The sequence below is a fragment of the Pontimicrobium sp. MEBiC06410 genome (assembly GCF_053601615.1).
Map to the genome: position 1 here is coordinate 1 of NZ_JBSHNT010000160.1, position 1,479 is coordinate 1,479.

General features: G+C 37.9%; 1 protein-coding gene. It reads left to right on the plus strand.

All coding sequences use genetic code 11. The features are described from left to right. On the plus strand, nucleotides 1–1,479 hold a 1,479-nt coding region (locus ACVC08_RS14490; RefSeq protein ID WP_452602562.1), incomplete at both ends, for an HYR-like domain-containing protein.

Consider the following 1,479-nt stretch of genomic DNA (forward strand, 5'->3'; position numbering starts at 1 on the left):
GGTGTCCGATAATATCGCACCAACATTTACTGCACCTGCAGATATCGAAATATTTACAGATGCATCATGTAACTACGATGCTGGAGTAAACATTACAGGAGATGTTACTGATGAAAATGACAACTGTTCTGCAACACTAGACGCTACCTACACAGATACTGTAGTCGCTGGAACTTGCGAAGGATCGTTTACAATCACCAGAACATGGACATTAACAGATAGCTGTGGTAATACTGCGCCAGAACAAACACAAACCATTACCGTTTCCGATAATATCGCACCAACATTTACTGCACCTGCAGATATTGAGATAGAATGTGATCAAGACCCTAATGACCTTACTATTACAGGTGATGTTACTGATGAAAATGACAACTGTTCTACAACATTAGATGCTACATACACAGACACAACTGCTTCTGGTAGCTGTGCTAATGAAAGCGTTATTACCAGAACTTGGACACTTGCTGATGATTGTGGCAATACAACAACACTAATACAAACTATTACGGTCTCTGATAATACAGCTCCAGATATTTCTAGTTGTAATATTACTAATCAATCTGTTGATTGTACAGCTACAGATAATCAAACAATTGCGGACCAATGGAATGCAGATAATATTGCTGCTCTTCAAGCTTGTAGTACAGATAATTGCGACACGGATTTAACAAATCAAGTAACTTCCGATTATGATTTTAATAATCTAAATACAGTATGTGGCCCTTGTGGAACTATTACTGTTAATTATACTGTAACTGATGATTGTGGAAACAGTTCTTCTATTGCTGTTACATTAACTTTTGGAGATGCTACAGGTCCAGACTTATCTAGTTGTACTGTAACAGATGAAATCATTGAATGTGATGCAACTAATAATGAAACTAATGCTAATCAATGGAATACAGATAATATTGCTGCAATTGAGGCATGTGCTAATGATATTTCAGTAGTAGTAACTTCTAATTACGATTATAATAATTTAGTCTCTACTTGTGGCCTTGGAGGTACTATTCCTGTTATTTACACAGCAACTGATGCTTGCGGAAATGTAACAAACCTTAATGCTACTTTAACTATCCAAGACTCTACTCCTCCAACATTTACTGCACCTGCAGATATTGAGATATTTACAGACGCATCATGTAACTACGATGCTGGAGTAAACATTACAGGAGATGTTACAGACGAAGCAGACAACTGTTCTACAACACTAGACGCTACCTACACAGACACTGTAGTCGCTGGAACTTGCGAAGGATCATTTATAATCACCAGAACATGGACATTAACAGATAGCTGTGGTAACACTGCGCCAGAACAAACGCAAACCATCACGGTGTCCGATAATATCGCACCAACATTTACTGCACCTGCAGATATCGAAATATTTACAGATGCATCATGTAACTACGATGCTGGAGTAAACATTACAGGAGATGTTACTGATGAAAATGACAACTGTTCTGCAACACTAGA